17 protein-coding genes and 1 pseudogene are annotated in these 25471 nt (G+C 68.8%); 9 read left to right on the top strand and 9 right to left on the bottom strand.

What is annotated here, in order from left to right:
* Positions 1–170: 170 nt before the first annotated feature.
* On the bottom strand, positions 171–374 hold the full coding sequence (locus QFZ64_RS26695; protein WP_307069927.1) for a DUF4236 domain-containing protein: 204 nt from the start codon (positions 372–374) through the stop codon (positions 171–173).
* A 128-nt stretch (positions 375–502) separates the two neighbouring features.
* Positions 503–895 (bottom strand): VOC family protein, encoded by a 393-nt coding sequence (locus QFZ64_RS26700; RefSeq protein WP_307069929.1) that lies wholly within the window; start codon positions 893–895, stop codon positions 503–505.
* A 349-nt stretch (positions 896–1244) separates the two neighbouring features.
* On the opposite strand from QFZ64_RS26700, the gene QFZ64_RS26705 reads away from it, so the two are divergent.
* A complete protein-coding gene (locus tag QFZ64_RS26705; RefSeq protein WP_307069931.1) occupies positions 1245–1793 on the top strand; it encodes a GNAT family N-acetyltransferase in 549 nt (182 codons plus the stop codon).
* On the opposite strand, the gene QFZ64_RS26710 is transcribed toward QFZ64_RS26705, so the two are convergent.
* From QFZ64_RS26710 to QFZ64_RS35415, 5 genes and pseudogenes are all read right to left on the bottom strand, one after another.
* Complete coding sequence (locus tag QFZ64_RS26710; RefSeq protein WP_307069933.1) at positions 1777–2298, bottom strand: hypothetical protein; 522 nt, start codon at positions 2296–2298, stop codon at positions 1777–1779. The two genes, QFZ64_RS26705 and QFZ64_RS26710, sit on opposite strands and share 17 nt — an antisense overlap.
* A gap of 150 nt (positions 2299–2448) precedes the next feature.
* Entirely contained in the window at positions 2449–2772 is a 324-nt protein-coding gene (locus QFZ64_RS26715; protein ID WP_307069936.1) for a hypothetical protein, read from the bottom strand.
* A 103-nt stretch (positions 2773–2875) separates the two neighbouring features.
* Positions 2876–3360 (bottom strand): annotated as a pseudogene (locus tag QFZ64_RS26720) (hypothetical protein).
* 97 nt (positions 3361–3457) lie between these two features.
* The gene (locus QFZ64_RS26725) at positions 3458–4099 is read right to left on the bottom strand and encodes a hypothetical protein (protein WP_307069938.1); all 642 of its coding nucleotides are present in this window, start codon (positions 4097–4099) and stop codon (positions 3458–3460) included.
* Positions 4093–5229 carry a TnsA-like heteromeric transposase endonuclease subunit gene (locus QFZ64_RS35415; protein WP_373430672.1) on the bottom strand — a complete coding sequence of 379 codons (1137 nt, stop codon included), beginning with the start codon at positions 5227–5229 and terminating at the stop codon, positions 4093–4095. The genes QFZ64_RS26725 and QFZ64_RS35415 overlap by 7 nt, the downstream gene beginning before the upstream one ends.
* A 357-nt stretch (positions 5230–5586) precedes the next feature.
* On the opposite strand from QFZ64_RS35415, the gene acnA reads away from it, so the two are divergent.
* The 3 genes from acnA (at position 5587) to QFZ64_RS26745 (ending at position 13514) form a co-directional block, all read left to right on the top strand.
* Positions 5587–8301, top strand: coding sequence for an aconitate hydratase AcnA (acnA, locus tag QFZ64_RS26735; protein ID WP_307069939.1), 2715 nt, complete (start codon positions 5587–5589; stop codon positions 8299–8301).
* Between the two features lie 307 nt (positions 8302–8608).
* The gene (locus QFZ64_RS26740) at positions 8609–9742 is read left to right on the top strand and encodes a lytic polysaccharide monooxygenase (protein WP_307069942.1); all 1134 of its coding nucleotides are present in this window, start codon (positions 8609–8611) and stop codon (positions 9740–9742) included.
* A gap of 487 nt (positions 9743–10229) precedes the next feature.
* Positions 10230–13514, top strand: coding sequence for a GH92 family glycosyl hydrolase (locus tag QFZ64_RS26745; RefSeq protein ID WP_307069944.1), 3285 nt, complete (start codon positions 10230–10232; stop codon positions 13512–13514).
* Between the two features lie 142 nt (positions 13515–13656).
* Here QFZ64_RS26745 and QFZ64_RS26750 read toward each other — a convergent pair whose 3' ends face one another.
* Positions 13657–14427, bottom strand: a complete 771-nt coding sequence (locus QFZ64_RS26750; RefSeq protein ID WP_307069946.1) for a class I SAM-dependent methyltransferase — start codon at positions 14425–14427, stop codon at positions 13657–13659.
* A 397-nt stretch (positions 14428–14824) separates the two neighbouring features.
* A complete protein-coding gene (locus tag QFZ64_RS26755) occupies positions 14825–18628 on the bottom strand; it encodes a GH92 family glycosyl hydrolase (RefSeq protein WP_307069948.1) in 3804 nt (1267 codons plus the stop codon).
* A gap of 560 nt (positions 18629–19188) precedes the next feature.
* On the opposite strand from QFZ64_RS26755, the gene ngcE reads away from it, so the two are divergent.
* The 5 genes from ngcE to QFZ64_RS26780 all read left to right on the top strand — a co-directional run bounded on the left by ngcE (position 19189) and on the right by QFZ64_RS26780 (position 25317).
* Positions 19189–20670 (top strand): N-acetylglucosamine/diacetylchitobiose ABC transporter substrate-binding protein, encoded by a 1482-nt coding sequence (ngcE, locus tag QFZ64_RS26760; RefSeq protein ID WP_307069950.1) that lies wholly within the window; start codon positions 19189–19191, stop codon positions 20668–20670.
* A gap of 94 nt (positions 20671–20764) precedes the next feature.
* Positions 20765–21691, top strand: coding sequence for a carbohydrate ABC transporter permease (locus QFZ64_RS26765; RefSeq protein WP_307071881.1), 927 nt, complete (start codon positions 20765–20767; stop codon positions 21689–21691).
* A gap of 5 nt (positions 21692–21696) precedes the next feature.
* Positions 21697–22620, top strand: coding sequence for a carbohydrate ABC transporter permease (locus tag QFZ64_RS26770; protein ID WP_307069952.1), 924 nt, complete (start codon positions 21697–21699; stop codon positions 22618–22620).
* Positions 22621–22877: 257 nt separating this feature from the next.
* On the top strand, positions 22878–24077 hold the full coding sequence (locus tag QFZ64_RS26775; RefSeq protein ID WP_307069954.1) for an ROK family transcriptional regulator: 1200 nt from the start codon (positions 22878–22880) through the stop codon (positions 24075–24077).
* Positions 24078–24198: 121 nt separating this feature from the next.
* Entirely contained in the window at positions 24199–25317 is a 1119-nt protein-coding gene (locus QFZ64_RS26780; RefSeq protein ID WP_307069957.1) for a substrate-binding domain-containing protein, read from the top strand.
* The last annotated feature ends 154 nt before the right edge of the window (positions 25318–25471 follow it).

A 25471-nucleotide genomic window follows, 5' to 3' on the forward strand; every position in this document is an offset into this window, starting at 1 on the left:
GCGGGGGTGGGCGGAACGGGTGACGTGCGCCCGACGCCCCCGGTACGCCCTCCGCGGACGGCGTACCAGGGCATCGATGCCACCCGGCCCACCCCGCCTAACGGTGTGCCCGGCGCCTCGCCCGAACGGCGCCTTCCCGCCCGAACGGCGCCTGCTCCCTCTCGCGCCCCTCAGTCGCGCCGGCCGCGCGCGGTGTGCGTGCGCCGCCAGCCGAACGGGCCCGGCAGATCCATGGACGTCGTACGACGGCCGGTGCTGCTGTGTGTGTGGCGCGGCCCGTTCCTGCCACCGGTCGTGATCGACCAGGACCGCTTGTTGATGTTGAGACGGACCCCCGGCAGGATCCGGAAACTCTTGCGGAACGTGAGTGGCATAGGAGGCCTCCTCGGGTCGGCGTCGCCCCTTCCGGTCCTCTTCGGGTGCCCCTCATCCGGCCGCGCACGCCGGTACCGCGCCCAACGTGCTTGGCGCGCGCGAGAGATGGGCCGACCGGCCCGCCGGGCTACCCCGGCTCCGTCGCGAGCTGGATCAGGTTGCCGCACGTGTCGTCGAGGACCGCCACGGTCACAGGGCCCGCGTCCACGGGCTCCTGGGTGAAGCGGACGCCGAGGCCGCTCAGGCGCGTGTACTCCGCCCGCACGTCGGCGACGGCGAACTGGGCGAGCGGGATCCCGTCCCGCACGAGCGCCTCGCGGTAGGCCAGGGCGGCCGGGTGGCGGGCGGGCTCCAGGAGAAGTTCGGTGCCGTCGGGGTCGTCGGGGGAGACGACGGTCAGCCACCGGTCCGTCTCCCCCACGGGGACGTCGTGCTTCTTCACGAAGCCGAGGAGCTCCGTGTAGAAGCGCTCGGCAACGGCCTGGTCGTCCACGTAGACGCTGGTCAGGCGGATCCTCATGAGCTGCTCTCCTCCGGCCCGGACTGGTGCGCACGCCCCGTCGCGGGCGGTCGGGACCAGTCTGCCGCTCGGACGGACGAGCTGTGCGGGCATACGGGTCGTGTGGGTGAGCGGCCCGGGTGGACGGGCAGGCCGTCGCCTCGCGGACGGTGGACGGGCAGGCCGTGCGGGCGGACGGGCCGCGCGGACGAACGCGTGGGCGGACGGGCCTGTCCTTGGACAATGCAGTTGGTCGGTGGGTGAGTGCTGATCTGCGGCGACTATGTTGAATGACAGGGCCTGGGGCAGACCTCGGGCCTGAGCCTTCTGTTTCGGATCACGCTCATGGGCGTGCGATAGGTTGCCCGCCATGACTGAGTTAGGACCCGTTGCCTGGCCGCCTGCCCCGATAAGGACCGAGCGGCTCGTGCTCCGAGAGTCCGAGTCCCGGGACCGTGCGGCGTTCATCGAGTTGTTCGCCTCGCCGGAGGTGCGCACCTACCTCGGTGGCCCTCGCCCGCGCGACGAGCTCGAACGCGAGGTGCCTGCACTGCCCGGGCGGCGCCCTGGTCTTTTCGTGATCGATCTCGACGGGGCGATGATCGGGACGATCACGCTCGATCGGCGCGACGCGGAGCGTCCGGGGCATGTCCGCCCGGATGCCGGGGAGGCCGAGCTCGGCTATATGTTCCTGCCGGAGGCGTGGGGATGTGGGTATGCCGTCGAGGCGTGCGCGGCGGCGCTCGGTTGGTTCGCTGACGCGCTTCCCGGCGAGCCGGTGGTGCTCTGCACCCAGACCGCCAACGACCGCTCGATGCGCCTCGCGGCGAAGCTGGGGTTCACCGAGGTGGAACGGTTCGAGGAGTGGGGCGCCGAGCAGTGGTTCGGCGTATGGTCCCCGGTCATGGTGTCCGGCTGAGGTCGGGCTGGGCGGCTTCGTCTTCAGGGCGGGCTTCCCGGTCCTGTCGGTGCTTGAGGTGGTAGCGGACGGATGCGTAGGAGACCGAGTGGTCGTGATCGTCCAGGAGCTTGGTCCAGATGCCCCTGACGTTGAGGTTGTCGGTACTCATGCTGTCGATCAGACCGATGAGTCTGCTTCTGAGCGGGTCCTTTCCCCGGGTGACATCCCTCTTGGCTGGGCGTGAGGTGTCCAGCGCGAGACGGACTGTCCGCTGGTAGCGCCGGCGCCGCTGCTTGATCCCGCCGGCCGTCATCGCATGCCCGGTCGCCGTCGGCTCGGCAGCCTTGGCCCGCTCCCGCTGAGCCGGCGAGTTCCGTTCCGGGGCGAACTCCGGCCGTGGCACCGTCCCCGCGGGAGCATCCGGCGGCAGGCCGTCCGGAACCTCCAGAATGTGCTTCTCCCACCAGCGGGCCTGATCGGCAGCGGTCTTCGGGAACTCCGAGAGCCTGGCCGTCGCAGGCACCCGCCGGCCTTTCCCCACCCCTGTCACCGGCTATCTCCGTCTGCCAGGCGCACGAGGGTGGACGGCCCCCTCAACTCGATCGCCAGTCCGTCGACGGCCATCTCCTGGAGCCGGAGGAGAGGGAACAACGCGGGGAGCGTCTCAAGCCGGTCACCCGCCGCATCGGCGCCGGAGGTGCACGATGCTCCGGTCCGCGAGCGTGCCAGAACCGGGGCGGCCGCGCTGGGCGTCGCGCTTGGCCCTCAGCCCGTCCAGGCCTGGAGGCATGGTCGGCTCGTCGATGTCGATGTCGACTTCGTCCAGGTCCCGGTCGGCTCGCTCGACGGCCTCTGTACTGTCGACCACCTCGACTTCCGCGAAGGTCTCAAGGATCTCTCGGGGCGATCGCGCGTGGACCCACCACCACGCACCGCCCATGCCGTAGTCGTGCAGGACGAGAAAGCGCGACTTCGACGCGGGGGGAGTGCTTGCCATACCGGCTGAGGGCAGTAGGCCTGTTGCGGCCGCCGACCACCACCTGAATCGGCGGCGCGGAACCAGCGGGACACATGGGAGTGCGATTGACCTTCGAGATGGGCTATCGCAGTGGCCCTTGCTCGTCGACGAACACGGTGGGTGTGGAGAGGAAGACATCGGCGTTCCTCGGGCCGTAGGCGATGTTGAACGTGTCCAGCCAGTACGACCAGTCCCGTATCCCTGCCGCACTGCTGAAGCGGTAGTTGAGCTGCCAGCGCACCCACTGGCCGGGGGCGAGTCGCACTGCCGGAGGCCGTCGCGGCCGGGGCGGCAGGCCGAACAAGGGATCCACTCGGGGGAAGACACGCAGCCGTCCGTCGGCTTCACGGAGCTGGACGTCGACTTTTCCGGGATCTTCCTGGGTGTCGTAGGGCTCGAAGTCATCTCGCTCGTGCATGCGAATGACGTGTGCGTAAGCGGCCGTGGCATCCGGAAACGCGAAGCCGATCGGGGCCGCGTTCCTGCGCGAGGCAGCCTGCCCTCCCCGAGATTGCTTTGTCATTGCTTTGTCCAGGACGTCCGTATCCACTGGACGGTGATCTCCATGACCTGCCCCCGCCGACTCGTCGAGCAACTCACTCTATGTCTGTGCTCAGGATCCACCGGTCTCTGGTCAGCAGTCGCCACGCGACGGGCCCGCTGCTTACGCAGGGTTTCTGATCTGGGAGTTCCCCAGCGGGGTTTCGATGTTCAGGTCTTCGTTGAGCTTGGCGATCAGAGCGGGGGCCAGCGCCGGCGCGTAGCGGGAAGCCCATTGTTCGGCGAGGGCGAGGAAACCGTTGAGCTTGTCGTGCACGGTTTGCAGAAGGTCCGGCAGTTCGGCCAAGGGAAGCTCGATGGGGGTTCTTGCTGGTGGGTCCGTATCAGGCCACGCCTTGACGAGTATTCGGTGGCGTTCGACGTGCGCGGTGGTGCCGTGACCGAGCCAGACCTCTTCGCCGTGCATGAGGCCGAGCCAGTCGCGCCAGCTTTCCAGGCCGAAGCAGCACCCCGGAGCGATCATGACTCCGGTCGCGGTGTCTTGCAGGAGGATGCCGCCCGGAGCGATGACGAGATCGACGTTCAGCAGGTTCTGGATGCGCCGGATGCCCGCATCGGTGTCCGGGGAGTGCCCGTCGGAGTCGTCGTGGTTGTAGCAGGTCAGGACCGCCATCGCTGTTCCGACCTCCGGCTGTGACATCTGGTCGGAGAGGGCCAGATGCCGGTCGGAGTTCGGGGCAGCGACAGGCCACAGAGTGAAGTCCGCGGCATCGTAGGTTTCGACGATGGCATCCATGATCAGCACGGTGCCATTGTCGCTGTTTGCCGATTCGGGTTCCTCTTCATTTCTCGGTGGGTGGAGCGTGCGCTCGGGTCGGGAGCCGCGGGAGCCGCGGGAGCCGCGGGAGCCGCGGGAGCCGCGGGAGCCGCGGGAGCCGCGGCTTCCTCGCGCTGACGTTGACGGAAGGCCTTCTGCCGGCAGCTCGCTGACCACCAGCGCCGTGTTTCTCCGCCGGTCGCGATGGTCACGGTGATCCACCGGTCTGTTTCGGCTCGGCGATCGCGTACCCGGATCCGGGACACGTCGTAGGGATCGTGGTGGATCTCCCACAGCCCCTTCTTCTCCACCACCCCCGAGTGCCGGCGGCGCAAAGGACCCGACTCACCGTCGTCATAGGTGCGGTACTTGATCCGGATGCCGTAGCTGTCGATCGCCTGCCGGCGCTCGGGCAACAGCTCGATGTAGTCATCGCCATTCAGCGGGGACGGGGACGTAACCGCAAGACTGCAGCAACATCGCGTACTTTTCGTTCGGCGCGAACGACCGCTTGGGAGCATCCGGGTCGCGCAACCCGTCATGCGGTCTGGTCTGCCAGACAGCGATGACCCATTCGTCGAGAAGGTTCCGGAGCTCGGGCAGCGACCACCTCGGGCAGCGACCACAACGGACCGTCCTCCAGGCTCCGTCCCCGACGGTCCGGGGGCGAGCCGGGTGTAACCCGCGACGAACTGCGCGAAGAGGGTGGCCACCGAACCCGGTGTGTTCTCGATCCGCGTCACCTCGAACGTCTCAGCGTCCTTCGGCTCGATCCGGTCGTCCGGGCGGACTTCGATGACCACCGCCGAGCCGTCCGAGCGGCGTACGAAGTAGTCCTGGGAGTGCCGACGCTCCCTTTTGCCGTCGTGCCAGTGCAGCCGGAACGGCTGCGAGGCGATCCCCACCACCCCGGGATCTGCATCCATGAGCACAAGCCTGTCCCGCTCCAGCCAGGACTCGAAACCGATGTGCTGCCTGGTCGTCGCCGCCCAGTACCAACCCGAGAAGGGACGCTCACCCCGCGACCAGCGAAACGGCCGCACCGGAGCCGCCTCCTCGAACCGGGCCGTCACACAGTCCAGCAGCGGGCGCCGCAGCCGTTTGCGCACAGCGTCCACGTACGACAGCTCAACGTACGTCTCCGCAAGATTCACCCCAACCGGTACAGCCACCCAGTACCCCCAATGTGATCACCCGAACGACTGGGTTCGCTGAGACGGAACGCGAAACGACTGGGTTCGCTGAGTGGACGACTCGATTGGATGAGATCGGTCAGGGCCGCCCGCACATGACCCGGCGGGCCTCATGTACTAGAGTTATCTCGACATCGAGATATCTGCCGAGGCGCACCGCGGCCGCACACCGCCGCCGGTCTGACGGTAAGGGTTACCTAACTAAGCCTTACCTTAGCGGATCGTTGGAGACGCGTGGCGGCAGGATGCGGTGGAACGCGCACAGAAATGAAGGAGACCGTCGTGTCGGCGAACAGCTTCGACGCCCGCAGCACGCTGCAGGTGGGCGACGAGTCGTACGAGATCTTCCGCCTGGACAAGGTGGAGGGCTCGGCCCGACTCCCCTACAGCCTCAAGGTCCTGCTGGAGAACCTGCTTCGCACCGAGGACGGCGCGAACATCACCGCCGACCACATCCGTGCCCTCGGCGGCTGGGACTCGCAGGCACAGCCCTCGCAGGAGATCCAGTTCACGCCGGCCCGCGTGATCATGCAGGACTTCACCGGCGTGCCCTGCGTCGTCGACCTCGCCACCATGCGCGAGGCCGTCAAGGAGCTCGGCGGCGACGCGGCGAAGATCAACCCGCTGGCCCCGGCCGAGCTGGTCATCGACCACTCCGTCATCGCCGACAAGTTCGGCACCAACGACGCCTTCGCCCAGAACGTCGAGCTGGAGTACGGCCGCAACCGCGAGCGCTACCAGTTCCTGCGCTGGGGCCAGACCGCGTTCGACGAGTTCAAGGTCGTCCCGCCGGGCACCGGCATCGTCCACCAGGTGAACATCGAGCACCTGGCCCGCACCGTCATGGTCCGCAACGGCCAGGCCTACCCCGACACCCTGGTCGGCACCGACTCGCACACCACCATGGTCAACGGCCTCGGCGTCCTCGGCTGGGGCGTCGGCGGCATCGAGGCCGAGGCCGCGATGCTCGGCCAGCCGGTCTCCATGCTGATCCCGCGCGTCGTCGGCTTCAAGCTGACCGGCGAGCTGCCCACCGGCACCACCGCCACCGACCTGGTGCTGACCATCACCGAGATGCTCCGCAAGCACGGCGTGGTCGGCAAGTTCGTCGAGTTCTACGGCGAGGGCGTCGGCGCCACCTCCCTGGCCAACCGCGCCACCATCGGCAACATGTCGCCGGAGTTCGGCTCCACCGCCGCGATCTTCCCGATCGACGACGAGACCCTCAAGTACCTGAAGCTGACCGGCCGCAGCGAGCAGCAGCTCGCGCTCGTCGAGGCCTACGCCAAGCAGCAGGGCCTCTGGCTGGACCCGAAGGCCGAGCCGGACTACTCCGAGAAGCTCGAGCTGGACCTGTCCACCGTTGTGCCGTCCATCGCCGGCCCGAAGCGCCCGCAGGACCGCATCGTCCTGGCGAACGCCGCCGAGCAGTTCAAGCAGGACGTGCGCAACTACGTGGACAGCGTGGACGAGGCGGGCAAGGAGTCCTTCCCGGCCTCCGACGCCCCCGCCGCCACCGACGGCGTGCCGAGCAACCCGTGCCCCGTCACCGCCCCCGACGGCACCGTCTACGAGCTGGACCACGGCGCGGTGACGGTCGCGGCCATCACCTCCTGCACCAACACCTCCAACCCCTACGTCATGGTCGCCGCCGCGCTGGTGGCCAAGAAGGCGGTGGAGAAGGGCCTGACCCGCAAGCCGTGGGTCAAGACCACGCTCGCCCCGGGCTCCAAGGTCGTCACCGACTACTTCGACAAGGCGGGCCTGACCCCGTACCTCGACAAGGTCGGCTTCAACCTGGTCGGTTACGGCTGCACCACCTGCATCGGCAACTCCGGCCCGCTGCCGGAGGAGGTCTCCAAGGCGGTCAACGACCACGACCTCGCGGTGACCTCGGTCCTCTCCGGCAACCGGAACTTCGAGGGCCGCATCAACCCCGACGTCAAGATGAACTACCTCGCCTCGCCGCCGCTGGTCGTCGCCTACGCGATCGCCGGCTCGATGAAGGTGGACATCACCAAGGACGCCCTCGGCGCCGACCAGGACGGCAACCCCGTCTACCTGAAGGACATCTGGCCCTCCGAGGCCGAGGTCAACGACGTCGTGGCGAACGCCATCGGCGAGGACATGTTCAACAAGTCCTACGCCGACGTCTTCGCCGGCGACGCCCAGTGGCAGGCGCTGCCGATCCCCACCGGCGACACCTTCGAGTGGGACGCCGAGTCCACCTACGTCCGCAAGCCCCCGTACTTCGAGGGCATGGGCATGGAGCCCGCCCCGGTCGAGGACATCTCCGGCGCCCGCGTGCTGGCCAAGCTGGGCGACTCGGTCACCACCGACCACATCTCCCCGGCCGGTGCCATCAAGGCCGACACCCCGGCCGGCAAGTACCTCACGGAGCACGGCATCGAGCGCCGCGACTTCAACAGCTACGGCTCGCGCCGCGGCAACCACGAGGTCATGATCCGCGGCACGTTCGCCAACATTCGCCTGCGCAACCAGATCGCGCCGGGCACCGAGGGCGGCTACACCCGCGACTTCACGCAGGACGGCGGTCCGGTGTCGTTCATCTACGACGCCTCGCGCAACTACATCGAGCAGGGCGTGCCGCTGGTCGTCCTGGCCGGCAAGGAGTACGGCTCCGGTTCGTCCCGCGACTGGGCGGCCAAGGGCACCGCGCTCCTCGGCGTCAAGGCCGTCGTCGCCGAGTCGTACGAGCGCATCCACCGCTCGAACCTCATCGGCATGGGCGTGCTGCCGCTGCAGTTCCCGGAGGGCCAGACCGCGCTCTCCCTCGGCCTGACCGGCGAGGAGACCTTCTCCGTCACCGGCGTCACCGAGCTCAACGAGGGCACCACCCCGCGCACGGTGAAGGTCACCACCGACACCGGTGTCGAGTTCGACGCGGTCGTCCGCATCGACACCCCCGGTGAGGCCGACTACTACCGCAACGGCGGCATCCTGCAGTACGTGCTGCGCAGCCTGATCCGCAAGTAAGGCGCGAGCAAGGGCTCACACCACGGCCGAGAGGGCCGCGACCCCGGCGACGGGATCGCGGCCCTCTCGGCCGTCCGGGGCTCCTGGACGCAGTTGTGCGCAAGCGGCACCTTTACAAGTGCCCACATCCGGCGCTACGGTCCCCGACAGGCGAGGTGGGAGCGCTCCCATGTGATCGTCGGACCGGAACCCGCGCGACCGCCGGCCGCTCCCGCCTCGCCCACCCCAGGTGCACGTCCGCCCTTGCCACCCCCAGTCGTACGCCCCGTACGACGCAGCGGAAGGAATGGACCTGACTGTCATGATCATGGCAAAGCTGAAAGCGGCAGGAGAAGCAAAGGCGAGAGCGGAAGCGGGAGCCGCAGCGCCCTTACGCCCCCCGCGCCGCCCGCCCCTCTCCGCCCGCACCCGCGCCCTCTTCCTCGTCCTTGCCGCACTCCTCGTCACCGTCCCGGCGCTCGCCCTGGTCGTCACGGCCGGCGGTCCCGCCGAGGCGCACGGCACCCCCATGAAGCCCGCGAGCCGCACCTTCCTGTGCTGGCAGGACGCGCTGACCGACACCGGTGAGATCAAGCCCGTCAACCCGGCCTGCAAGGCGGCCCAGCAGGTCAGCGGTACCACGCCGTTCTACAACTGGTTCTCCGTGCTCCGCTCGGACGGCGCCGGCCGCACCCGAGGATTCGTCCCCGACGGCGAACTGTGCAGCGGCGGCAACCCCAACTTCACCGGCTTCAATGCCGCCCGCGACGACTGGCCGGTCACCCACCTCACCTCCGGTGCGACCGTCGACTTCTCGTACAACGCCTGGGCCGCGCACCCGGGTTGGTTCTACGTCTACGTCACCAAGGACGGCTACGACCCGACGCAGCCGCTCACCTGGGACGACATGGAGGACGAGCCGTTCCTCTCGGTCGACCACCCGCCGCTGCACGGCACCCCCGGCACGGTGGAGGCCAACTACTCCTGGACCGGCAAGCTCCCCGAGAACAAGTCCGGGCGCCACGTCATCTACATGGTCTGGCAGCGCTCGGACAGTGCGGAGACCTTCTACTCCTGCTCCGACGTGGTCTTCGACGGCGGCAACGGCGAGGTGACGGGCATCCACGACCCGGGGAACACCCCGACCGACCCGGTGCCGGGCACCTGCACCGCCACCCGCGAAACCACGGGCAGTTGGAGCGGCGGTTACCAGTCCCAGGTGACGGTCACCAACTCCGGTGACGTGCCGATGCTGGGCTGGATGGTCGACTGGACCCTGCCGGACGGGCAGAAGGTCGACAGTCTCTGGAGCGGCAACGCCACGTACTCGGGTCAGGACGTCATGGTCCACAACGCGGACTGGAACGGCGCGCTGGATCCGGGCGAGAGCGCCACGTTCGGCTACGTCGTCACGGGCGCCGACGGGGACGGCACAGCCGCCTTGCCCTGCCAGGTCGGCTGACGGAGGGCGTGCGCCACGAAGGGACGCGGGGAACGGCGCGAGCAACCCGGAACGGACCCGCACCCGCCGACGCGACAGGCCCCCGGCTCATCGAGCCCTTTTCATGGGCCCGGCTCGTCGGGCCCCGCCCGTAGGGCGCAAACAGGGTCCGGTGGGGAGGAAACCCCACCGGACCCGTCCGTCGGCCGGCCCCAAAGGGGGAGGGGGCCGCCCGACGGCTACAACTGTGGCTTGGTACGAACCGCTGGCAACGCGACAACGTTGTCTAACACTTCACCACCGACTCTACCCTCCGAACAGACAACGATGTCAACCCAGTTGCACCCCCGGAATCGAGCCACGGCCGGCCCACAGCAACTCCACCGACCCCGCCCAGGCCCCCACCTCCCGCACGCACCCTTCCGCACCCCCGCCCAACCGGGTTACTGTCCCCCCGGCTTGTGCGACCTGTGGTGCGCGACCCGTCCGACGAAGGAGGGGCCGCGTCATGCGTTTCCGCCCGGCATCCCTGCTGCTGGCCGCCGTCCTGGCGACCGGCGGCGCCACCCCGGCGCTCGCCGCGAGCGCCACCGCACCACCGACACCGGACCTGGTCCGGGACCCGACCACGTACGTCGACCCGCTGATCGGCAGCAAGAACGGCGGCGACACCTACCCCGGTGCCGTCACGCCCTTCGGCATGTTCTCCTTCAGCCCCGAGACCACCCGCGGAAACGCCACCGCCACCACAGCCCCCGGCGGCTACCAGTACGACGCCACCCGCATCCGCGGCTTCAGCCTGACGCACATGTCCGGCACCGGCTGCGCCGGCGGCAGCGGGGACATCCCGTTCTTCCCGTACGCGGGCGAGGTGACCTCCTCCCCGGCGAGCGACACCAAGGACGCGGTCTACGCCTCGGACTTCAGCCACGGCGACGAGACGGCCGAGCCCGGCCACTACAAGGTCGGCCTCAAGTCCGGCGTCACCGCCGACCTGACCGCCACCGCGCGCACCGGCTCGGCCCGCTTCACCTACCCGGCCGACAAGCCGGCCTCGCTGCTGATCCGCAGCGCCAACTCCGAGGTGGGCTCCACCGATTCCACGGTGCGGATCGACCCGCAGACCCGTACGGTCTCCGGTTCGGTCACCTCCGGCAACTTCTGCGGCTACCTCGACCCCGAGGGCCAACGCGCCTACTACACCCTGTACTTCACCGCCCACTTCGACCGTGACTTCTCCGCCACCGGCACCTGGCAGGACGCCGAGCTCAAGCCCGGCTCGACGACCGCGAGCGGCGGCACCGGCGACTTCAAGGAGAGCGGCGGACGCCCCGTCGCCGGCAAGGGCGCCGGCGGCTACGTCCAGTTCGCGGCGGGCGACAAGCCGGTGAACGTCAAGGTCGGCATCTCCTACGTCAGCCAGAAGGGCGCCGAGGCCAACCTCCGCGCCGAGAACTCCGCGCACCGCTCCTTCGACTCCGTGGCCAAGGCCGCCCACGACGCCTGGCGCGACCGGCTGGACGGCATCCGGGTCGGCGGCGGCACCGACGCCGAGCGCACCACCTTCTACACCGCGCTCTACCACGCCATGTTCCACCCGAACATCATCAGCGACGCCGACCGCAGATACCGCGGCAGCGACGACAAGGTGCACCGGGTGACCCGCGGCCACCAGGCGCAGTACGGCACCTTCTCCGGCTGGGACGTCTACCGCGACCAGGTGCAGCTGCTGACACTGCTGGACCCCCGCGCCGGCTCCGACGTGGCGCAGTCGCTGTACGAACTCGCCCGGCAGAACGGGGGAGTCTGGGACCGCTGGCTGCACGGAGCCTCCGGCACCCACGTGATGAACGGCGATCCCTCGCCGTCCGCCCTGGCCGGCATCCGTGCCTTCGGCGGCACCGACTTCGATCTGCGCGGCGCGCTGAAGTCCCTGGTGAAGGCGGCCACCGTACCGACCGCGCAGGACCTGTCCTCCGCGGGCAAGCCGGTCCTCTCGGCGGGCCAGCGTCCCTCGCTCGACAAGTACCTGAAGCTGCACTACATGCCGTCGGTCTCCAACGCCTGGGGCGGCGCTGCCGAGACGCTGGAGATGTCGACCGCCGACTTCTCCCTCTCCCAGCTCGCCTCGGCGGTGCACGACAAGAAGACCGCGAAGACCTTCGCGAGCCGCTCGCAGTGGTGGCAGAACAACTTCAACCTCGCCGCCGACCAGACCGGCGGCTACATCGCCAACCGCAAGGCCGACGGCAGCTGGGTCACCGGGTTCACCCCGGGCACCGGCAACGGCTTCGTGGAGGGCACGGCCGCCCAGTACACCTGGATGGTCCAGCACAACCCGGCCGGGCTGTTCGCCGCGATGGGCGGCAAGGACAAGGCGCTCGCCCGCCTCGACTCCTTCTTCCACGACGCCGACGGCGGCTGGGCGTTCACCGGCAGCGGCGGCGACAAGTCCGAGATGGACAACGAGCCGTCCATCAACGTGCCCTACCTGTACGACTACGCGGGCGCGCCCTACAAGACGCAGGAGACCGTGCGCGCGGCGATGACGAAGCTGTGGACGACGCAGCCGGGCGGCATCCCCGGCAACGACGACCTCGGCGCGATGTCGTCCTGGTACGTCTTCTCGGCGCTCGGCATGTACCCGCAGGTGCCCTCCCGCGCCGAACTCGTCCTCGCCTCCCCGCTGTTCCCGCGCGTGGTGATCGACCGCCCGCACGGCAAGGACATCGAGATCCGCGCGAAGGGCGCCGCCGCGGACGCCCCGTACATCCAGTCCCTCAAGGTCGACGGCAGGTCCACCGACCGCACCTGGCTCCCGGAGTCCTTCGTCCGCGACGGCGGCCGGCTGGACTACACGCTCTCCTCGACGCCCGACAAGACGTGGGGCACCGACGCGGCCGACGCCCCGCCGTCCTTCCGGGACGGTGAGCAGCCGTACCAGATCGGTGTGGGCCCGACCACGGCGACACTCGCCCCGGGCGAGAGCACCACGCTCGACATCCGCGCGCTGGCCCTGAGCGGCGGCGCGGGTCCGGAGGTCCGCTTCCAGGTGGACACCCCGGCGGGCGTGACGGCGAGCCCGGCCTCGGGCACGGTGAAGGACGGCGCCCAGAAGATCACCCTCACCGCGGCGAAGGACGCGGAGCAGGGCTTCTCGGACGTGAAGGTGAGCGTCACCTCCGGTGACACCTCCTACGCCCAGCCGATCGCCCTGACCGTCGCGGCCCCCGGCTCTCTGCTGGCCGCGTACAACAACACCGGTGTCTCCGACGACGCCGGTGACCACGACGAGGCGGACTACGACGGCGGCGGCTGGAGCTACTCGCTGCAGGCGCTGAAGACGGCCGGGCTGACCCCCGGCGCGCAGGGCACGGTGTCCGGGCTGACCTACACCTGGCCCGACTCCCCGTCGGGCCGCCCCGACAACGCGGCCGCCGCCGGCCAGAGGGTCGAGCTGGCAGACCCGGCCGGCAAGCTGTCCTTCCTCGGCAGCGCGGTCAACGGCAACCAGCAGACGAAGGCGACGGTCACGTTCACGGACGGCACGACCGCGCAGACCGACCTGTCCTTCACGGACTGGACGGTCGGCGGGGGCGGCGGCACGGTCCAGTACGACAACGTGGTCGTCGCCAAGACCGCGTACCGCAACGTCGCCGGCGCCGACAAGGACCCGGTCGCCACCTACGTCTTCGCCACGAAGCCGTACGAGGCCCCGGCCGGCAAGCAGATCGCGAGCGTGACGCTCCCGAACAACGGTGACCTGCACGTCTTCACGGTCGCCGTGGGCTGACCCCCCGAGGATGCCGCTGCCGGGCCCGGGCGCCTCTCCGCCCGGGCCCGGCAGCGTGCCGCCCTTCCAGGGCGGCACGCTGCCGCGGTCGTTGTCGGGCGGAAGATGTCGTGCTTCTCCGTCCAGGCCGGTATGCCGGGTGCTAAAGACCGAGCCGGGCGCTGAAGACGCCGAGGAAGGGGTTGGCCAGGAAGTCGTCCCAGAATCCCTGGTCACGGCGGCGTACGGCGTCCTCGGGGACGGTCAGGGGCAGCCAGGTGAACTCCGTGAACCCCGCGTCGCGCGCTGCCCCGGCGTACACCTCGGCTCGGGCGAACTGGGCCTCGAACTGGATGACCGGGGTGGTGTGGGCGGTGGCCCGGACCCGGGTGCCGAACGCGGATTCACCGATCGGCGCGAAGGACCATCCGTACCGCTGGGTCGGCGGTCCGCCGAAGTCGAAGGCCGGGTTCTGCGTGGCGCCGACGAAGCGCTGCCCCGGCGCCAGGTTCCTGGCCACGGAGGTCAGCATCGCGGTCATCGCCGTCGGATCGGCGGCGTAGTTGAGGAGCCAGACGCCGGTCACCAGGTCGAAGCGGCCGAGAAGGGGCAGATCCGTGGCGTCCTGAACCCGGTACTCGATGCCGAGCGGCTCCTCGCGCTCCTGCTCGCGGGCCGCCTCGACCATCGCGGCGGACACGTCGACGCCGAGGCAACCGCCGGCGCCGAGGCGGCGCAGCTCGCGCGTGTAGTAGCCGGTCCCGCAGGCGAGGTCGAGGACGCGCAGGCCGGTCACATCTCCGCAGGCGGCCAGCACGGCGGCGCGTTCCACCTCGGCCGAGGGAAGAGACTTGACGTCCTGGTAGTGGCCGCCGATCGAGTCGTAGGGGGACGAACGCTCCGTGCCCCGGCCAGGCGCAGCGGGACTGCTCATCGTGGTTCTCCCGTCTGAAGCGACAGTGCGCTGCTCCTGCGTGGTGCTGCTGGTCGAATCGGTTCCTCGCCCATCGTCGGCGATTGCCGCGAGAGCCGGCCATCGCGTCGGAGAACAGCGCCACGAAGCGCGCCTGCCTTGGTGGGGGGGGGGCTTCCTTCCGCATCATCGAGCGTGCGGGTACCGATTCCCGTCCGGTACCCGATCCGTTCCCGGCCCGCTCCGGCGGTGGCGTCCCGCCAAGTGGTCCACGGCGGCGGGGTCCAGGACTTCGCAGCCTGCTGTGGCGCGCGGTCGGGTCATGTCCCCGGGCACGCATCCCCCCGCACAGCAGAGCGGGCCCGGAGATCCAACTCCCCGGGCCCGCCCCTCGCGTGCTACGGCCGTGCCGGCGTCGTCACCCCAGGAGCTCCACCTCCGACAGGGTCGCCTCGCCGTTCAGGACCAGGCGGTAGTGGGCGTACGAGTGGGCGTGCGGGACGGAGAACGCGCGGGTCTGGCGGTCCCAGCGGAAGCTCTCGCCGGACCGCTCGTCCAGCGTCTTCCAGTGCGTGCCGTCGCTGGAGGCCTGCAGCGTCCAGCCCGTCGGGGCCTTGGTGCGGTCGGCCGGCGACGTCAGTGTGTACTGGACCGCCTTGGCGCTGTCGCCCGACAGCGGCAGGTCCACCGTCGTCGCGCTCGCCTCCGTCGCGGAGGTGTTGTCGAACAGCGCGCCCTCGCTCTTGAGGACGTCCGCGCGGGGCGTGGCCACCTTGTCGTCCTTCGTCACCGACACCGGCGCGTCGTGCTTGCCGGTGCCCCAGGACGACGGCTTCGCGCCCATGTCGAAGTCGAGCACGCCGCCGCGGGAGAGCAGCGAGTGCGGCAGGGAGGTCTTCGACCACTTCTTGCCGTTGACCCGCAGCCCCTGCACGTAGATGTTCCTCGTGCTGTTCTTCGGCGCCTTGACGACCAGGTCGTGGCCGTTCTCCAGGTGCACGGTGGCCTTCTTGAACAGCGGGGAGCCGATCGCGTACTCGCCGCTGCCCATCACCAGCGGGTAGAAGCCGAGCGCCGAGAACAGGTACCAGGCCGACTGCTCGCCGTTGTCCTCGTCGCCGTGGTAGCCCTGCCCTATGTCGCTGCCGTTGTAGAGGCGGGAGAGCACCTCGCGCACGTTCTTCTGCGTCTTGTACGGCTGCCCGGCCGCGTCGTACATGTAGGTGATGTGGTGCGCGACCTGGTTGGAGTGGCCGTACATGCCCATCCGTACGTCACGCGCCTCGATCATCTCGTGGATGACGCCGCCGTAGGAGCCCTTCAGGTCCACGGAAGCCGTCTCCGGGGTCGAGAAGAACGTGTCCAGCTTGCCGGCGAGCTTGTCCTTGCCGCCGTACAGGTTGGCCAGGCCGTGGCTGTCCTGCGGCACGGTGAAGGCGTAGCCCCAGCCGTTGGTCTCCGTGTAGTCGTAGCCCCACACGCGGGGGTCGTACTTGTCGGAGGGCACCCGCCAGTTGCCCTTCTCGTCCTTGCCCTGGAAGAACCCGGCCTTGGAGTCGAAGAGGTTGACGTAGTCGCGGGCGCGGTTGAGGAAGTACTCGGACTCCTCCTTGTAGTGCTTCTGGTGCGTCTTCTTGTACAGCGCCGCGCCCATCTGGGCGATGCCGTAGTCGTTGACGTAACCCTCCATCGCCCAGGACAGGCCCTCGCCCGTGCTGGTGCTGGTGTAGCCGAGGAAGGGCGAGGTCGTCATGCCCTTGCGGCCTACGCCGGAGGAGGGCGGGACGACGGTGGCGTTCTTCAGCGCCGCGTCGTACGCCGACTCGGCGTCCATCTTCACGCCCTTGACGTACGCGTCGGCGAACGCCACGTCCGAGGACGTGCCGGTCATCAGGTCCGCGTAGCCGGGAGAGGACCAGCGGGAGGTCCAGCCGCCGTCCTTGTACTGCTGGACGAAGCCGTCGACCATCTCACCGGCCTGGGAGGGCGTCAGGAACGAGTACGCCGGCCAGGTGGTGCGGTAGGTGTCCCAGAACCCGTTGTTGACGTACACCTTGCCGTCGACGATCTTGGCGCCGGTGTGCGTCGGGGTGTTCTCGCCGGTCGCCTTGGAGAACGGGGAGGCGTACTGGTACTTGCCGTCCACCTTCTCGAAGCCCGAGTTGGGGTACAGGTACAGCCGGTAGAGCGAGGAGTACAGCGTGGTCAGCTGGTCGGAGGTGGCACCCTCGACCTCGACCTTGCCGAGGATCTTGTCCCACGCCTGCTGGGCGCCGCGCTTGACCGAGTCGAAGGACCTGCTGTCCGGCAGCTCCCGCGACAGGTTGTCCTTGGCCTGGTCCACGCTGATCAGCGAGGTCGCCAGGCGCAGGGTGACGGCGTGGTCGTGGCCCGCGTCGAAGCGCAGGTAGCCCGTGACGCCGGAGGACGAGCCGTCCTTGACCGCCGAGTCGAACCTGCCGTAGAGGAACAGCCGGGTGGCGCCCGCCGAACCGCCGGACTTCACGTCCGAGTAGCCGGTGATGACGCCGTTCTCCTTGTCCAGGGTGAGGCCGCCCTCGTCCCGGATGTTGTCGAAGACGACGCTCGCGTCGTCACCGGGGTAGGTGAAGCGCATGGCCGCCGCGTGGTCGGTCGGCGCCATCTCCGCCTTGATGCCGTTCTCGAAGGTCACGCCGTAGTAGTACGGGCGGGCGGTCTCCTTCTCGTGGCGGAAGGGGAGCTGCCGGGCCGTCTTGCCGGTGTCCGGCGTGCCGGAGGCGGCCGACGGCATCACCTGGAAGGTCTGCCGGTCACCCATCCACGGGCTGGGCTCGTGGCTGGCGCTGAACGCCTGGATGGTCGGCAGGTTGTCGTCGTTGTTGCCGCGGGAGTAGTCGTAGAGCCAGTTCTCCACGCTCGCGTTGGTCACCGGCGTCCAGAAGTTGAAGCCGTGCGGGACCGCCGCGGCCGGGAACGTGTTGCCGCGCGAGAAGCTGCCGGTGGAGTTGGTGCCGCGGGTGGTCAGCGCGTAGTCCGACAGGTGCGCCTTGGGCCGCTCGGGCGCCGCGACCTTCAGCGACACGTCGTCCACCCAGCCGCGGAACTTCGCCGGACCCTTGGGGGAGTCGTAGGCCACCAGTATCCGGTCCACGGTCTTCCCGGCGGCCACCGAGCCGATCGAGGAGAGCACGTCGTTCCACTGGTTGACGTAGAGGACCTTGGCGTCGCCCTGCCCGCGCGGGGTCAGCGGGAAGCCGTGCTCGTCCACCGCCCCCAGTTGGCTGAGGTAGGTGCCGTCGGTGAAGGCGAGGTCGACGGAGACGTTGGTGGCGTCGTAGTCGAGGTCACCGGAGGCCATCGCGGGGAAGATCCGGTACGACAACTGCGTGTTCCGCTCGACGCGCACATTGACGTCGAACACCTTGTTGTACGAATATGCCCGGCCGTCCGCCTTGTGCCGGCCGGCGTAGCGCAGCGCCCGCTTGCCGGTGAAGCCCGCGCCGGACTTTGCGGTCGGTGATCCGGTGGGGCCCTGGTCCACGAGGCTCAGCATGTCCTCGGGCGTGGTGGCGACGTGCCCGTCGGAGAACTGCACGTCGGCGAGTTGGAGGATGTCCGCGCCGTGGTTCTTGGTGATGTCCAGCCGGAAGTGCTGGTACTCGGCCGGCTCGGCCAGGTCGTAGGTGTTGGTCGTCTGCCGGTCGGCGAAGGACTGACCCGTGCGCGTGTCGATCGTCTTCCAGTCCTTGCCGTCCGTGGAACCCTTCAGGGTCCAGTCGGCCGGGTCGCGTTCGACGACGTCGTTGGCGGAGGTGAGGGCGTAGGTGGTCAGCTTGACCGGGGCGTCCAGGTCGAACTCGACCCAGCCGGTGTTCTCGAAGGTGAGCCACTTGGTGGTCGGCTCGCTGTCGACGAGGTTCTCCTTGACCTCGCCGCCCTGCGTGTTCTCGGCGCTGGCCCGCACGCTGGAGACGTGGTCGGTGACGCTGCCGGGAATGCCGGTGCTGTATCCGCCGTCGACGCCCGAGGAGCGCTTGGCGCCGCCGGCCGTCGTGTCGACGGTGTTGACCCATGTGGGGGCCGGATCCCCCGACTCGAAGGAGGAACTGAACTCCCGGTCGGCCTTCGCCGCTTGTGCGGGCCGGGCGACGGCGGCGCCCTGGGAGGCCACCACCAGAGCGAAGGCGGTCGCTGCCACGACCGCCGAGGGACCCCATCTGTGCCGAGCTCTGTACCGCATGCGCGAAAACCCTTCCTGCTGCGCGGATCGGAAAGAAGTAACGGACAACGTTGTCAACTTCGCGCGCAAGACCAGTAGGGATTCAAGTGACCGCCGGTGTCAAGGGTGTTGCCTGCGGCATACGGGTCCCTTGCCGACCGGAGCCCGCCGGAACTCCTCCGCCGGGAAAGGCCGCGGGGTTGTCGATCTTCACATGGGTGCCGCGCGGGAAGCGCATATTTCCGGCGTCATGCCGCCCGCGCACGCCCCGCGGATCCGCTCATATTTCCGCGAGGTCTCAACTCGGAAAAGGCCTCCGCCAACCTTGTGTTCGATCTTGCTCCGCCGCGGGGAAGTGGACTATACCTGTCGGCGTCCGGCTGGCCGTCACCTCGTGGTACGCGCCGACGGACGCGCACGACCCGGGGGGAAACGGGGGGCGGCGGATCTCCACCACGCACGAGTGAGTGCCGTATCGTCCCTTCCGGTTCCCTCGTGCACGACCCCAGCTTCACATCACCGCGGTGCCGGGGAAGATCCGGTTCACCGCCTGAGTCCTGTGAGAAGGCGAGGACTTGAGCATGGGATCCACTTCCGCCGAGCACAGTTCCCCCAAGACCGGCACCGACGGGCACACCGCCCCCTCGGGCGTCGGCCGCCGCGACCTGATCCGGCGCTCCGCGGCGCTCGGCCTCGTCTCCGTCCCCGCCATGGGCTTCCTCTCCGCGTGTGCCAGCGGCAGCGGGGGCGGCGAGGAGAAGGCCAAGGCGGGCAAGAAGACCGGCAAGAACCCGCTCGGCGTCAACGACACCGCCCAGATGGAGTTCGTCCTCTTCGACGGCGGCTTCGGCAAGGAGTACGCCGAGGACGCCGTCAAGATCTACGAGAAGGACTTCCCCAAGGCGAAGGTCAAGTTCTCCGCCACCCAGAAGATCCAGTCCACCCTGCAGCCCCGCTTCAACGGCGGCACCCCGCCGGACCTCATCGACAACTCCGGCGCCGAGCAGATGGACATGGGCGTCCTCGTCGGCAAGAACCAGCTCGCCGACCTCACCCCGCTGCTCGACGCCCCGTCCTTCGACGACCCGAACAAGAAGGTCCGCGACACGCTGCGCCCCGGCATCGTCGAGATGGGCCAGTTCGACGGCAAGCCGGTGTGGATCTTCTACTACGCCTACACCGTCTACGGCGTCTGGTACTCCCAGAAGGCCCTGGACTCGCTCGACGCGACGTACCCGGAGACCTGGGACGACATGCTCGCCGTCTGCGCGAAGGCGAAGAAGAAGGGCATGGCCGGCTGGACGTACGCCGGCAAGTACCCCTACTACATCCCCTTCTCGCTCTACCCGATGATCGGCAAGGTCGGCGGCCGCGAGGTCCTGGACGCCATCGACAACCTGGAGCCGGGCGCCTGGAAGCACCCGGCCGTCAAGGCCTGCTTCGAGGCGTACTACGAGCTCCAGCAGAAGGGCTACATCCTCAAGGGCACGCCCGGCCTGGACCACATCCAGTCGCAGACCGCCTGGGCCAAGGGCGAGGCGCTGTTCATCCCGAACGGCTCCTGGGTGGAGAACGAGTCCGCCAACGTCATCCCCAAGGACTTCGACCTCGCGGTCTCCGCGCCCACCGGCATCGACTCCTCCGACAAGATGCCCTTCGGCACCATCTGGGCCTCCGGCGGCGAGCCCTTCATCGTCCCGGCCAAGGCGAAGAACGGCGCGGGCGGCATGGAGCAGCTCCGCATCATGCTCAGCGAGGCCTCGTCGAAGAACTTCACCTCCAAGGTCAAGTCGCTCACCGCGTTCAACGGCGGCACCGACGGCATCTCGCTGACCCCGGGCCTGAAGTCCGGTGTCGCGGCGCTGGAGAAGGCCGGCGACAACGTGGTGAACCCGCGGCTGCAGGACTGGTACGTGAAGCTGCAGAAGGAGCAGATCGGCGTCTCCGGTCTCGGCGAGATGATGGCGGGCCGGGCCACCCCGGCGGAGACCATCAAGAAGATCCAGGGCTACGCCGACGCCGCCGCCAAGGACGACTCGATCAAGCACTACAAGCACCAGTAAGCGGCAGGCTCAGCACACCGGTGCCGCCGCCGGTGACGCCCCGAGGCGGGTGTCACCGGCGGCGGCACCCGCCCTTAGACCGAGGTCGGTGGCAATGCAGCACGGCAAGTACCGGTTCATCGTGGGGTTCCTCGCGCTGCCCCTGGGGCTGTACGCCCTCTTCGTGATCTGGCCGTTCATCCAGTCGATCTACTACTCGTTCACGGACTGGACCGGCCTGAGTCCCGAGTTCAAGACGGTCGGTCTCGACAACTACACGAAGATGCTGCACGACGACGTCTTCTGGAAGTCGTTGCAGCACAGCCTGCTCTTCGCGGTGCTGCTGCCGCTGGTGACGATCAGTCTGGCGCTGTTCCTCGCCTTCATGATCAACGTGGGCGGCCGGCGGCGCCGGGGAGGTCCGGCGATCACCGGGGTGCGGGGCTCCTCGTTCTACAAGATCGTGTACTTCTTCCCGCAGGTGCTGTCCATCGCCATCGTCGCGTTGCTGTTCGCCTTCGCGTACAACCCGGACAGCGGAGCGATCAACTCGGTGCTGCGGGGCGTCGGACTCGACAGTTGGCAGCCACTGTGGCTGGGCGATCCGAACTACGCGCTGTGGTGCGTGATGGCGGTACTCGTGTGGTCCACCGTCGGCTTCTTCGTGGTCCTCTTCTCCGCCGGAATGGCCTCCATCCCGGCGGATCTCTACGAGGCGGCGCTGCTGGACGGGGCCGGCCGGGCCAGTACCTTCTTCAAGATCACCCTGCCGCTGCTGTGGGACACCGTGCAGTCCGGCTGGGTCTACATGGGCATTCTCGCGCTCGGCGCCGAATCGTTCGCGGTCGTACAGATCATGACGACCGGACCGGGCGGGCCCGACTATTCGACCACCGTGCTGGTCCTGTACGTCTACCAGAAGGCCTTCCGTGACGGTCAGGCCGCCTACGCAACCACGATCGGCGTCGCCCTGCTCGTCGTCACGCTGCTGTTCGCGGCGGTCGTGATGCGGCTGGGCCGGCGCGAGCGGCTGGAGTTCTGAAGATCATGAAGACGACCGAGACCCCCGCCCCCGTACCGGCCGAGCCCGGTGTCACCGTCTCCAAGGGCGACCGCCCGGCCGCCGAGCCGCCGAAGGAGCGCAAGGAGGGCGGCATCCTCAACGCCTTCTCGCACGGCATGCTCGTGCTGTGGGCGGTCATGGTGGTGATGCCGCTGCTCTGGGCGGTGATGACGTCCTTCAAGGACGACAAGTCCATCTTCTCCTCGCCCTGGGCGCTGCCGGACAAGCTGCACTTCGACAACTGGTCGAGGGCGTGGACCGATGCCCACATGGGCGACTACTTCTTCAACACCGTCCTGGTGGTGGGCGGCTCTCTCATCGGCACGCTGGTGCTCGGGTCGATGGCGGCGTACGTGCTGGCGCGGTTCGACTTCCCGGGCAACCGGTTCATCTACTACCTGTTCATCGGCGGCATGAGTTTCCCGATCATGCTCGCGCTGGTGCCGTTGTTCTACGTGGTGAACAACATGGGCCTGTTGAACACGATCCACGGGCTGATCCTGGTCTACATCGCCTACTCGCTGCCCTTCACCGTCTTCTTCCTGACCGCGTTCTTCCGCACCCTGCCCAGCTCGGTGGCGGAGGCGGCCTTCGTGGACGGTGCCTCGCACACCCGTACGTTCTTCCAGATCATGCTGCCGATGGCCAAGCCCGGCCTGGTCAGCGTAGGGATCTTCAACTTCCTGGGCCAGTGGAACCAGTACATGCTGCCCACCGTGCTCAACACCGATCCCGACAAGCGGGTCCTCACCCAGGGGCTGGTCCAGCTCGCCGCGAGCCAGGGCTACAAGGGTGACTGGTCCGGACTCTTCGCCGGACTGGTGATGGCCATGCTGCCGGTACTCGCGGCGTACATCGTCTTCCAGCGCCAGGTGGTCCAGGGGCTGACGGCGGGCGCCCTGAAGTAGCCGGACCCCTCCGCGAGCAGGGGGAACACCGGCCGGCCCGTCGCCGCCGCCCCGCTCGCGACCTCCCGCGGTCCGCCGCCACGCGCCGCCTCCGGCTCCCGGAGGCGGCCCTGCGGCATGTCCCGGCGCGGTGGCCGGTTGAGCGTCGAAACGGTTCAACCTCTTGACGGGAGGCGACCCGAACGGCTCAGCTTAGGGTTCACTAGTTGGACACGGACGGGGCCTCGCCGAAGCGGTCCCGCGCGCAGGAGGTCGTCGTGGAGACTCCAGGGTCGCAGTCGTCGCTGCACCGAGCCAACCTGGAGCGGGTCGTACGTGCCGTACGCCTGGCCGGGTCGCTCACGCAGGCGGAGATCGCGAGGACCACTGGTCTGTCCGCGGCGACGGTCTCGAACATCGTGCGGGAACTGAAGAGCGGCGGGACGGTGGAGGTCACCCCGACCTCGGCGGGCGGTCGCCGGGCCCGCAGCGTCTCGCTGAGCGGGGACGCCGGCATCGTCATCGGCGTCGACTTCGGCCACACCCACCTGCGCGTCGCGATCGGCAACCTGGCCCACCAGGTGCTCGCCGAGGAGGCCGAACCGCTGGACGTGGACGCCTCCGCCGCCCAGGGCTTCGACCGGGCCGAGCAGGTCGTCAGCCGGCTGATCGAGGCGACCGGCGTGGACCGCTCCAAGATCGCCGGCGTCGGGCTCGGCGTGCCCGGTCCGATCGACGTGGAGGCGGGCACCCTGGGCTCCACCGCCATCCTGCCGGGCTGGACCGGCGCCCGGCCCGCCGAGGAGCTGCGCGAGCGCCTCGGCGTGCCCGTGCACGTGGACAACGACGCCAACCTCGGCGCCCTGGGCGAGCTGGTCTGGGGCAGCGGGCGGGGCGTGAAGGACCTGGCGTACATCAAGGTGGCCAGCGGCGTCGGAGCCGGGCTCGTGATCCAGGGGAAGATCTACCGGGGACCGGGCGGCACGGCGGGCGAGATAGGGCACATCACCCTCGACGAGTCGGGTCCGGTCTGCCGCTGCGGCAACCGGGGCTGCCTGGAGACCTTCGCCTCGGCGCGCTACGTGCTGCCGCTGCTGAGGTCCAGTCACGGCACCGATCTCACGCTGGACGGCGTCGTCCGGCTGGCGAGGGACGGCGACCCGGGCTGCCGGCGTGTCATCGCCGATGTGGGCCGACACGTGGGCAGCGGAGTGGCCAATCTCTGTAATCTGCTGAATCCCAGCCGGGTGGTTCTCGGCGGCGATCTCGCCGAGGCCGGGGAGCTCGTCCTGGGGCCCATAAGGGAGTCCGTGGGCCGGTACGCGATCCCCAGCGCCGCCCGGCATCTGTCGGTGCTTCCGGGGGCCCTCGGGGGCCGTGCGGAGGTGCTCGGAGCACTCGCTCTCGCGCTCAGCGAGATGGGTGATTCGACCCTTCTGGACGGGTCTGCTCCCGTGTCCACTCCTGCCTTCACTTAGAGAACGGATGGCACCGTTGCCATCTCGTTAAGGATTTACTTCTTGACGCCGCACGTGTGGCCGAGTTGACTTCCAGCCACCTCGGCCGCAACGTCGCGGCCTCGTCAGGGAGGTTTCTGAAGTGAACACGCGTATGCGTCGCGCCGCCGTTGCGGTTGCCGCCGGTGCCATGGCCGTCTCTCTCGCCGCCTGTGGCAGCGCCAAGGAGTCCAAGGACTCCGACTCCGACTCCTCGTCCGCCGCGAAGAAGAAGGGCGACGACATCACGGTCGGCCTGCTTCTGCCGGAGAACAAGACCGCCCGGTACGAGAAGTTCGACAAGCCCCTGATCGAGAAGAAGATCAAGGACCTGACGAACAACAAGGCCAAGGTCCTCTACAACAACGCGCGCGGCGACGCCAACCTGCAGTCGCAGCAGGTCGACACGATGGTCACCAACAAGGTGGACGTCCTCATCGTCGACGCCGTCGACTCCAAGGCGATCAAGAACTCGGTCCAGAAGGCAGTCGACAGCGGCATCAAGGTCGTCGCGTACGACCGCCTGGCCGAGGGCCCGATCAGCGGCTACACCTCGTTCGACAACGAGCAGGTGGGCAAGGCCCAGGGCGACGCCCTGCTGAAGGCGCTGGGCGACAAGGCCAAGAAGTCCTCCAAGATCGTCATGATCAACGGTTCGGTCACCGACCCGAACGCCGCGCAGTTCAAGAAGGGCGCCCACTCCTCCCTGGACGGCAAGGTGACCGTCGCCAAGGAGTACGACACCAAGGAGTGGTCGCCGGACAACGCCAACTCCGAGATGGAGGCGGCGATCTCCGCCGTCGGCGCCAAGAACATCGCGGGCGTCTACTCCGCCAACGACGGCATGGCCGGCGGCGCCATCACCGCCCTGAAGGCCGCGGGCATCAAGGTCCCGGTCACCGGCCAGGACGCCGAGCTCGCCGGCGTGCAGCGCATCCTCGCCGGCGACCAGTACATGAGCGTCTACAAGTCCTACCCGCAGGAGGCGACCGTCGTCGCCGAGTTCGCGGTCGCCGTGGCCAAGGGCGAGAGCACGGACTCCATCGCCAAGACCAAGGTCGACAGCGCCAGCGCCAAGGGCATCCCCGCGGCCATCATCCCCGTCGTCTCGCTGACCACGGCGAACATCAAGGACACCGTCATCAAGGACGGCTACTACACGCTCGACGAGATCTGCACGGCCAAGTACAAGGCCGCCTGCAACAAGGCCGGTCTCAAGTAGCACCGGCCGGCCGACGACCCCAGGCGACCGCGTCCCGCGGACGCCTGGCCCGAAGGCCCTCGCGCCCGTCCCCCGCACACGGACCCCTCGCGGATCCGCTTTACGGGGACGGACGCGCCTCGTACTCCGTCCGGTGTCCCGTGATCAACAGCCC

The sequence above is a fragment of the Streptomyces sp. B3I8 genome (genome assembly GCF_030816915.1).
Taxonomy (GTDB): domain Bacteria; phylum Actinomycetota; class Actinomycetes; order Streptomycetales; family Streptomycetaceae; genus Streptomyces.

Coding starts and splice junctions, on each gene's coding strand:
- QFZ64_RS26695 (WP_307069927.1), bottom strand. CDS start 374: ATGCCACTCACGTTCCGCAAGAGTTTCCGGATCCTGCCGGGGGTCCGT.
- QFZ64_RS26700 (WP_307069929.1), bottom strand. CDS start 895: ATGAGGATCCGCCTGACCAGCGTCTACGTGGACGACCAGGCCGTTGCC.
- QFZ64_RS26705 (WP_307069931.1), top strand. CDS start 1,245: ATGACTGAGTTAGGACCCGTTGCCTGGCCGCCTGCCCCGATAAGGACC.
- QFZ64_RS26715 (WP_307069936.1), bottom strand. CDS start 2,772: ATGGCAAGCACTCCCCCCGCGTCGAAGTCGCGCTTTCTCGTCCTGCAC.
- QFZ64_RS26740 (WP_307069942.1), top strand. CDS start 8,609: ATGGCAAAGCTGAAAGCGGCAGGAGAAGCAAAGGCGAGAGCGGAAGCG.
- QFZ64_RS26745 (WP_307069944.1), top strand. CDS start 10,230: ATGCGTTTCCGCCCGGCATCCCTGCTGCTGGCCGCCGTCCTGGCGACC.
- QFZ64_RS26750 (WP_307069946.1), bottom strand. CDS start 14,427: ATGAGCAGTCCCGCTGCGCCTGGCCGGGGCACGGAGCGTTCGTCCCCC.
- QFZ64_RS26755 (WP_307069948.1), bottom strand. CDS start 18,628: ATGCGGTACAGAGCTCGGCACAGATGGGGTCCCTCGGCGGTCGTGGCA.
- ngcE (WP_307069950.1), top strand. CDS start 19,189: ATGGGATCCACTTCCGCCGAGCACAGTTCCCCCAAGACCGGCACCGAC.
- QFZ64_RS26765 (WP_307071881.1), top strand. CDS start 20,765: ATGCAGCACGGCAAGTACCGGTTCATCGTGGGGTTCCTCGCGCTGCCC.
- QFZ64_RS26770 (WP_307069952.1), top strand. CDS start 21,697: ATGAAGACGACCGAGACCCCCGCCCCCGTACCGGCCGAGCCCGGTGTC.